Genomic DNA, 9,886 nt, shown 5'->3' with positions numbered 1-9,886 from the left:
CTCGATACTTGCCCAAACCTTGCGCACACCCAGTATCGAAGATATCGCCAGTAATTTGACCAGCCGAGAGCTGCAAGTGATTCAGATGATTGCTGAAGGGCTGAGTAATAAAATGATTGCCAATAATTTGGATATTGCCGAGTCGACAGTAAAAGTCCATGTCAAACATATCCTCAATAAAACGGGTCTGCGCACGCGTGTAGAAGCGGCGGTGTGGACGGTCAATCATTTATCTAAGTAAATAGAGTGTTAAGTGTGACTTGCTTATCCATTACTTCCTTGTTCATTAAAAACTTATGGATTTGCGTGTATGATGGTTGTCGTTTATAAAGTTGCCTAGCAGTATAAACTAAAGATGTAGAGAATTGAGAGGCGCTACAAAACCGAATACCTGCTGTGAGGATTTATGATGACATCTAACTTATTTGATCAAAAAACCGTTCATGCGACTGCTGAGGTCACTATTTGTAAAGACAGTGATTTGCGCGCCCTGACCGATAACTTACGGCAAGCGCATGATGTCATAAAAAATAATGACGCAGGGGAGTGGGTGTTACTACGCCATGCTGATGTGGTGGCGGCGGCTTTAGATGATGAGCGTTTTTCCAGTCAGGTGTCGCGTTTTTTGCAAGTACCCAATGGTTTGTACGGCGCAGAGCACGAGCATTTTAGGGCGCTGATTGATGGTTATCTTAGTAAAGAAGCGCTACTGCCTTATGTCTCTATTTTTGACAAGGTCGCAACAGAATTGATGAGTGAGCTTCCAAAAGGTAAAATGCTCAATGCAGTCGATGATATCGGCGCGGTATTTGCCGTCCGCGCCCAATGCGCGTGGCTTGGCTGGCCTACTGAATTGGAGCCAAGGCTTTTACAATGGATGTGCGACAATCACAGCGCTACTCGCTCAAAAGACGACGTAAAAATGGCACAAGTCGCGCAAGACTTCGATGATATTATCCGCTCGGTGTTACAGCCATATCGTAATACTGACGAAGTGGCTGGCATGTTTAAAGCGAGCACTGCTGAAACCAAAACTGCTGAAAACAACATTGCTATAAACAACGTCACTAAAAACAGCCTTGATATGAATAGCGTCACCGCTCAATTGTGCCGTGAGCGTATCGATGGGCGGGAGCTGAGCGAAGCCGAATTGGTTTCTATTTTGCGTAATTGGACTGGCGGCGATTTGGGGTCTATCGCTTTGTGTGTCGGCGTTATCATCGCTCATATTGTCAAGCATCCTGAGCAAGTAAACTTCTGGTCACGAGCTACTGATAGCGAACTTGAGGCTATCATCGACGAGATATTACGAAATGACGATCTCTTCGTCTCCAACCGCCGTATCACTACGTGTCCCGTATCTATCGGTGCGCACAAGCTACCCAAAGGCGCGCGCGTACAGTTAAACTGGACATCAGCCAATCGCGACGAAGCGGTGTTTGGTGACAATGATTTCGACCCTCAAAAGCATGCCGCTGCTAACGTGGTTTATGGTATCGGCAAGCACGTCTGCCCAGGGCGCCTGCTTGCTACTTGGCAGCTTAGAATTGCTACTAAAGCACTATTAGCCCATTTCACAGATATCACCTTAGCGGCGGGTTTTTCTTTGGAGCGTGAGCAGCCACCATTGGGCGGTTATAGTCATGTGCCTGTGGTGCTAGCTTAAATCGTTTTAGGTTAAATTATTTTAGAAAAAATTACTCTGAGATAAATATCGCCCCCATTAAAAAACCCACTTAACGTTTGCTAAGTGGGTTTTTGTTTTCGATAAAAAGCTATTATGAATAATTAGCCTTGTTCTGCGGCAATCTGACGATCGACAGAGGACATTTTATATTCATCACCAAAGGCATCTTCGGGCTCTGCCAACCAAAAATAACACACAATCCACGCGACAAATGCGCCAAACGCGATGATATAAAAGAACTGATTGGGCTCTACAAAGGTGTAAATAAATAAGTAAAATACCGCGCCCACGTTCCCATAAGCGCCTGCCATACCTGATATCTGACCGGTCAGACGACGTTTAATCGAGGGAATGATACCAAAGGTCGCGCCTTCGGCTCCTTGTACAAATACCGAGCACAAAATGGTAAACACCACGGCGATAAATAACGGCCACTCGGCATTAAGCACGCCCATCAGCACAAAACCAATGCCGATACCAAACATATAAACCAACATCACCAAACGGCGATTACCGATTTTGTCAGAGATATAGCCGCCAAGTGGCCGCGCCCATAAGTTAACAAAGGCAAAGGTAGAGGCAATCAAACCAGCAGCCGTTGGATCAAGTTTCCAAGTCGCGGCAAAGAACATCGGCAGCATAGAAACCACCGCCAGTTCTGCGCCAAAGTTAGCAAAATAGCTGACGTTTAGCGCCGCTACCGATTTAAAGGGGTATTTATCATCTTCTGGAATACCGGCTTTGATCACAGGTGCGTTGACACTAATGGCTTTATAAATTTGGTAAATGACCATCACTATAATGACGCTATAACAAATAATCCCGCCAGTGGCACTTAAAAAACCCATCGCTTGCGTACGATACACTAGCAGAGATAAGACGCCGTATAAAGGAATAATAAACAAGCAATATAACCACAAATCCTTCCATGTTGATACTTCTAACGCGCCCGCTTTACGAGATTTTTTATGGGTACCAACTTCTGGCCCATCGGTAAGCAAAAACCAATAGGCCACGCCGTATAAGGCCATTAACAAACCCGATAGCGCAATTGCCCAGCGCCAGCCATCGTCACCGCCAAAGAACTGCAAAGCAACGGTTGGAATGGTAATCGCCGCCGCCGCTGAACCAAAATTGCCCCAGCCAGCATAAAAACCTTCGGCAAAACCGATGTCTTTTGGCTTAAACCATAAAGTGGTCATATGAATACCGACGACGAAACCGGCTCCGACGATCGACATAAATAAGCGCGAGACGAATAGCTGGGTTGCCGAGTTACCAAACGCAAAAAACCACGTCGGTATCGCCATCACGACCATCAGGATAGAAAACACACGCCGCGGACCAAAACGGTCCAATGCCATGCCGACGATAACCCGCCCAGGAATCGTTAGCGCGACGTTGGCGATTAAAAATAATTTGATGTGGTCAGGGGTCAGATAGCTTTCTGTCTGTAGCATCGATGTTGCCAGCGGTGCCATATTAAACCAGACATAAAAGGTGAGGAAAAAAGCAATCCACGTATAGTGCAGCGCCCTGATATCACGGCGCTCAAGCTCAAGTAATTCTTTGGCATGCATAATAATGTCCCCATTATAAATTCTGATGCTGGTAATGGATACAAAATAGCAATAATGGGGCAGCATCACCATTGAGCGAAAGCAGTATAGGGCGTAGTTTGTATACTACTTATGGATAGGGCGACCGTTAATGGGGCGGCGATCGCATTTAAGGTGTTACATTTTTATAGATAGTCAAAACATACAAAGCTAGTAAAAGCATTTAAAAGGTGCTATTTTATATTAATGATAATTATTCTCAATTACACACTTAACCGCATATTGGTTTTAAGGCAGATTGAGATAAAAATCTATACTCAGCAAACCAGCTAAGGAGTTATCATGAGTTCTGATACCCAAACCAATCCTAATCCCGTCATTCCAAGCCATTGGAAAATCAAACGTTCGACACACTTCTTCACCAAAGATAAAGTACCCAATGCTTTATTGACCCATCACAATACGGCTGAGGGCGTTTACGGCCAAATCTGCGTCATGCAAGGTACGGTGACTTTTTATGGTTTCGCTGACGAAGCGGCCACTGAGCCAGAAAAAACAGTCGTTATCAACGCCGGACAGTTTGCGGTCAGTCCACCGCAATATTGGCACCGCGTAGAGTTAAGCGATGATGCTCAGTTTAATATCAACTTTTGGACAGAAGGCGATACTGGCAATAAATCGATGTTTAACAGCTCGAAAATCCATAGTAAACCTATCGAAAAGTTATTTGATAAACCAGAGGAATCTTAATATCCAGCGTTATAACCAACTAGCGTTATTAGGCTATGACAAGCGCTTTTGTCGTGGCACAATAACGTTAAGTGTTTATATGATGAATATCTACCTCTAGGAATCGAGCATGTTACCTTCTAGCAATCCATCTGCCCATAAAAATACGAGTATCGATACCAATATCGAATCGCCAATTTACCGAGCTGTTATCAAATCACTTGCTGATACTAAGACGTGGTTGTTTGTGCCAGCAACGCGCATAGATCGGGTAGAAAAAGCCTTTGCTAGCGGGGCAGATGCAGTGATTGTTGATTTAGAAGATGCGGTTGCGCAAGCAGACAAAGCCCAAGCTCGCGCAGCATTAAAAGCCTACTATGCTGCTGAGCATGAGGCGCAAAGCTATCGCCCGTTTTGGCTACGTATCAATCAAGCGAGTAGTGCTGAATTTGCCAAAGACTTAGCGCTATGTCAGCAGCTGCCTAAGCTGGCAGGCGTACTATTAGCAAAAGCGGAGCAGGCAGCAGATATAGAGAAAGTTAACCAAGAAACGGGTCTGCCGGTGATTGCAGTGATAGAAAATGCTATTGGTTTATATCGTGCCGATGAGATAGCAGAAGCGCACGGTATGGTGGCATTTAGCTACGGCTTTTTAGACCTATGCAATGATTTACAGGTACAGGTGGGCACAGCATCAGCCGATATCATCGCCAATCAAATTCGTTATCAGCTGATTTTAACCTCAAAAGTCTATCAACTGCTCGCACCGATTGATAGCGTGTATGCGGACTTTGATGACAGCGCGGGACTGCACAAGCGTGTGCAGCTATGGTCACAGATGGGTATGTCGGGCATGCTTTGTATCCATCCTAAGCAAGTCGATATTGTTAAAGAGGCCCTGCAACCAACTGAGAGTGAGATTGAATTTGCGCAGAGAGTAGTCGCAGAATACGAACGCAGTGGGCAAGCCATCTTTAAAGTGGACGGTAATATGGTCGATGCGCCGGTGATTGAGCGCAGTCATCAGCTACTATTAAATCGTCTGAGTAATTAATAAGTATTCCTAATAAAAGACCAGATAACTTCATTTATCTGGTTTTTTTATGTTTTTGCATTAGGTATAAGTAACTTGCTACTCGAGTTTCTCTCTCTAAATTTGGTTATAAATGAAGGACTTCACTCGTGATTTGATAAAAGTGAACCGCGCAGTTTATAAGAAACATAAAAATAAGCAAAAATAACTCTTAACATTCATATTAAATGAATGTTAAAATGTTTCCAATTTGATGCTAGATGTAAATATACATCAAATAGGTTTAGCGCATGAAGCGATAAAATCTATTCATTAACTCTAATGTCATCAAAGATTTAAGCCTTTAATCCCAGCTTTTATTGTGCTTTATTCTTAATCCCAAGACTAAAGTATCACTCAGGCAGCAGGCTTAATATTCACCAGATGATTGATGGATTTATCGTAACAGGCAGCGGTATTAATCATTTATGGAATTATAATTGCGCTTATAAAAATTCATTTAAAATGAATGTTAAGCGTTCAGTTTATCTATCTAGCCAGTAGGAGCAAGATATGGGCGAATATAAAAAGTATTGGTGGGGCTTAATCGCCGTCCTCGTCATTACCTTTACCTTTTTAGGTTGGGGCGGCGTGGAAGTCTATCGCACCGCACCTCCTATCCCTGATCAGTATATTGATAGCAGCGGAAAGGCATTAATCACAGAAGAAGATATTTTAGATGGTCAATCTGCTTGGCAGCGCACGGGAGGACAGCAGCTTGGCTCGATACTTGGACATGGTGCCTATCAAGCGCCTGACTGGACAGCAGATTGGTTACACAGAGAGCTTGTGGCGTGGTTAGATATCCGGGCGCAAGAGTTATATGGACATGATTTTGCCGCGGCAACGAATGATCAAAAAGCGGTACTTAGCGCGCAACTGAAAAAAGAATATCGTGGCAGCAATACCAATGCTAATAATCAAGTGGTATTGTCAGATACGCGTATAGCCGCTATTAATGAAGTCGCGCCTTACTATATCGGTCTCTACGGTAATGAGCCTTCATTGCAAAAGTCGCGTGAAAATTTTGCCATGAAAAACAATACTTTGGCAGATATTGAAGACAGACAAAAACTGACCAACTTTTTCTTTTGGACCACTTGGGTTGCGTCTACCAACCGTCCGGGTACTGATGCGACATATACCAATAACTGGCCGCATGAGCCTTTAATTGATAACGTCCCAACCTCTGAAAATATCATGTGGTCTATCGCCAGTGTGGTGTTCTTAATCGCTGGGGTTGGTTTTCTTATTTGGGGCTGGTCGTTCTTACGTAAAGAAGAAGACGTCAAAGAAGCAACGGCAAGTTCTGATCCATTAACCAAAGTGGCGTTAACACCGTCACAAAAAGCCTTGGCAAAATACGGTGTACTAGTCGTTGCTCTATTCGTATTTCAGGTATTTATTGGTGGCTTTGTCGCGCACTATACCGTTGAAGGGCAAGAGTTTTATGGTATCGCCGTATCCGATTACTTCCCGTATTCGTTAGTACGTACGTGGCATATTCAGGCAGCACTATTTTGGATTGCTACTGCTTTCTTGATGGCAGGCTTGTACTTAACGCCACTTATCAATGGCGGTAAAGACCCCAAATACCAGAAATTGGGCGTAGACATCCTTTGGGTGGCATTAATACTCGTGGTTGTAGGCTCATTTGTTAGTCAGTACTTTGCGATTGCCGGTATTATGCCTGCAAAATACAACTTCTGGTTTGGTCATCAAGGCTATGAATTCATTGACCTTGGTCGCTTCTGGCAGATTTTAAAATGGGTTGGTATCTTATTCTGGTTGGTATTGATGACCCGTGGCTGTTTACCAGCGCTTAGAAGAAAAGAGGGCGGTGATAAAAATTTATTGGCCATCTTCTTTGCATCAGTCGTTTGCGTGGGTTTATTCTACGGTGCAGGCTTGTTCTACGGCGAGCGTACCCACTTAACCATCATGGAATACTGGCGCTGGTGGGTGGTACATTTATGGGTAGAAGGCTTCTTTGAAGTATTCGCCACCGTCTCACTCGCATTCATTTTCTACAACTTAGGCTTGGTCAACAAAAAAATCGCCACCGGTTCTGCCATCGCTTCAGCAGCCCTATTCATGCTTGGCGGTGTCCCAGGTACGTTCCACCATTTATATTTCTCTGGTACAACCACACCAGTCATGGCAATCGGCGCGTCATTTAGTGCTTTAGAAGTGGTACCTTTAGTGGTGCTAGGCTATGAAGGTTATGAGCATTGGTCTATGCAGCGTCAAGCGCCATGGATGAATAAGCTTAAATGGCCTATCATGTGTTTCGTTGCGGTCGCGTTCTGGAATATGTTGGGTGCAGGGGTGTTCGGCTTTATGATTAACCCACCAGTCTCATTGTTCTATTTGCAAGGGTTAAATACTACCGCCACTCACTCGCATGCTGCACTGTTTGGGGTCTATGGATTCTTAGCAATCGGCTTTGTATTACTGGTCATGCGCTATATCCGTCCTGATTATGTGTTTAGTGAAAATCTTATCAAAACAGGATTTTGGGCGCTAAATGCAGGCTTAGTATTGATGATTGTCACTAGCTTATTACCAATTGGTATTTTCCAAGCGCACGCGTCAATGACCGAAGGTCTATGGTACGCACGTAGTGAAGGCTTCTTACAACAAGATTTCTTAGTAACACTGCGCTGGATTCGTACCTTTGCTGACGTGATCTTTATTACTGGTGCGGTTTGTGTGGCACTGCAAGTGGTTAAATTTGCTTTTGCCAAACCCTCACATGCAAGTTATCAACCTGATAGCCCTGTAAATTCAGATAACTTACCGACCAACCCAGTACACTAAAAGGTAAAAATAATAAAATCAATTAAAAGCAAAAAAAGCTCTGCAATGGCAGGGCTTTTTTGTGGCTAAGCAAGTAGCAGTTTGATACTGACTTCAAAGTAATAGCCGTCTTTTACCGTGATGGCTATTTTACCGTTATGAGCATTGACAATGGCGTGCACAATTGACAGACCTAAGCCTGTCCCTACATGCATTGATAGAGTTTTATGATGGCGATAAAAGCGCTCTGATAATTTATCCACTTCTGCTTGCGTCATCGGTTCAGTCAGACGGTTAGTAAAAGAGATTTGCAGGTATGAGGCTAGAATGCCTGATGACAATAAGACTTGCATATTTTCTGTAACCTTATCCGTAACAATTTTGCCATTAATATGAATAATACTATCACTGGCGGCATAATAAACGGCATTGGCAATTAAGTTAGCAAACAACCTTTGCAATAAGCTTTCATCACCAAGGACGGTTTTAAAGTCACCTGTTTTTTTAAAAGAGATAGCACGGTCTTCGGCTATCCATTCATAATACTCCATCGTCTTAGTCAGCAGTAAATGGCTATCCACGCGGTTAAACTGCGAATGAATCAAGCCTTTCTGGGTTTTTGCCAGTAGCAGCATATTGTTAATTAAACTGGATAATTGCGCTAAGGTGTCATGCTGATGATGCAGCTGCTCGATATACTCATCGCTATCTCGCGGTTTGCTGAGCATGACTTGGGTTTGGGTGCTGAGGGTGGCAAGCGGCGTGCGCAGCTCGTGGGCGATATCGTCTGAGAAGCGCGATAACGTTTCAAAGTTATGCGCGAGCTTAACCATCATTGCATTATAAGATTCAGCAAGCGCTCGCAATTCACTGGGCATATCCGCTATCACGATTCTATCATCGAGCTGGTCGGCATTGATACGGCTCATTTTTTGCCGAATGGTCGCAAGCGGCGCAAAGCCCAAATGCACGCTAAAAGCAGCGATAAATACCAAAATAAAGGTAATGGCGATTAAGATAACAATCAGCTGACGGTTAAATTGCGCCAAATACTGATGATGAACATCGATGGGTAGGGCGATGAGTGCTAAGCGGCTGGCGTGCTGAATGACAATAGCGCGATAATGGCGGTCGTTAATTTTTAAATCAAACGGCTGTTCGTGATGTTTTTGCCACAACGCTTTGACCGCGCCACTATGAGCCGATTGATTGATAAAACCTGCGGGCACACTAACAAGGACTTGCCCGTTATTATCGGTAATCACGGTTTTGACTTCATAGTCGATACTAGCGTTCTGTAAAGCGAGCGTCTGCTGAGAAAGTGGCTTTTTCTTAGTGTTACTAGTATCAACTATGCTATTGCTGTCCATATACTGGCGTAAATTAAACGCCGCATGGGTCAAAATCTCCGCATCCATTTGCTCAAAATGGTCATTAACCGAGCGCTGTATCCAGACATACAGAAATATCTGAGTGACGATGACGCACAAGCTTAAAAGCAGGATAGTGCGCCACAATAAAGATAGGCGACCATCCGTCGCAATCGGCGTCATATTATTCAATAACCGCAGTGATATCGGCGCTATCATTGGCATCATCATCTATATCTAGCCGATAACCCATGCCGCGCACCGTATGAATCAGTTTGATATCAAAATCATCATCGATTTTAATCCGCAAACGCCGTATCGCCACATCAATCACATTGGTGTCGCTATCAAAATTGATATCCCAAACTTGCGAGGCAATCACAGAGCGCGGTAGCACCTCACCTTGGCGCTCAAGAAAAAATTGTAGTAGCGCAAATTCTTTGGCGGTCAGTTTAATAATCTGCTCGCCGCGCGTGACAGTGCGCTTGGCAATATCCATTTTTAAATCGGCAATTTGTAGCACTGTATTGGCATAATCGGTTTGATTGACGCGGCGTAGTAGATTTTTGATTCTGACCAATAATTCAGCAAAGGCAAAGGGCTTGGTCAGATAATCGTCGCCGCCGATTTCTATGCCTTTTACGCGGTCGCTTAAATCATCTTTCGCGGT

The 9,886-nt window shown here is 44.1% G+C and carries 8 protein-coding genes; 5 read left to right on the top strand and 3 right to left on the bottom strand.

Translation table 11 applies throughout. The features are described 5' to 3' along the window. The coding region (locus V7D75_RS04215) for a LuxR C-terminal-related transcriptional regulator (RefSeq protein ID WP_333613538.1) at positions 1 to 241 on the top strand (241 nt) is incomplete at its 5' end. Between the two features lie 165 nt (positions 242 to 406). Next, positions 407 to 1,666: a cytochrome P450 gene (locus V7D75_RS04210; RefSeq protein WP_333613537.1), complete on the top strand. Its 1,260-nt coding sequence runs from the start codon at positions 407 to 409 to the stop codon at positions 1,664 to 1,666. Between the two features lie 122 nt (positions 1,667 to 1,788). Here V7D75_RS04210 and V7D75_RS04205 read toward each other — a convergent pair whose 3' ends face one another. Next, the gene (locus tag V7D75_RS04205) at positions 1,789 to 3,267 is read right to left on the bottom strand and encodes an MFS transporter (protein ID WP_333613536.1); all 1,479 of its coding nucleotides are present in this window, start codon (positions 3,265 to 3,267) and stop codon (positions 1,789 to 1,791) included. A gap of 321 nt (positions 3,268 to 3,588) precedes the next feature. On the opposite strand from V7D75_RS04205, the gene V7D75_RS04200 reads away from it, so the two are divergent. The 3 genes from V7D75_RS04200 to V7D75_RS04190 all read left to right on the top strand — a co-directional run bounded on the left by V7D75_RS04200 (position 3,589) and on the right by V7D75_RS04190 (position 7,867). Further along, positions 3,589 to 3,996: a DUF1971 domain-containing protein gene (locus V7D75_RS04200; protein ID WP_144297173.1), complete on the top strand. Its 408-nt coding sequence runs from the start codon at positions 3,589 to 3,591 to the stop codon at positions 3,994 to 3,996. A gap of 109 nt (positions 3,997 to 4,105) precedes the next feature. Further along, entirely contained in the window at positions 4,106 to 5,029 is a 924-nt protein-coding gene (locus V7D75_RS04195; protein WP_333613535.1) for an HpcH/HpaI aldolase/citrate lyase family protein, read from the top strand. Positions 5,030 to 5,560: 531 nt separating this feature from the next. Further along, on the top strand, positions 5,561 to 7,867 hold the full coding sequence (locus V7D75_RS04190) for a nitric-oxide reductase large subunit (RefSeq protein WP_333613534.1): 2,307 nt from the start codon (positions 5,561 to 5,563) through the stop codon (positions 7,865 to 7,867). A gap of 65 nt (positions 7,868 to 7,932) precedes the next feature. Here V7D75_RS04190 and V7D75_RS04185 read toward each other — a convergent pair whose 3' ends face one another. Beyond that, positions 7,933 to 9,399, bottom strand: coding sequence for an ATP-binding protein (locus tag V7D75_RS04185; RefSeq protein WP_442968917.1), 1,467 nt, complete (start codon positions 9,397 to 9,399; stop codon positions 7,933 to 7,935). 1 nt (position 9,400) lies between these two features. Further along, on the bottom strand, positions 9,401 to 9,886 hold a 486-nt coding region (locus V7D75_RS04180; protein ID WP_333613532.1), incomplete at its 5' end, for a winged helix-turn-helix domain-containing protein.

The organism is Psychrobacter sp., from assembly GCF_036731945.1.
In the GTDB taxonomy this organism is placed as follows: Bacteria; Pseudomonadota; Gammaproteobacteria; order Pseudomonadales; family Moraxellaceae; genus Psychrobacter.
This window is presented reverse-complemented; position numbering and strand designations above follow the sequence as displayed.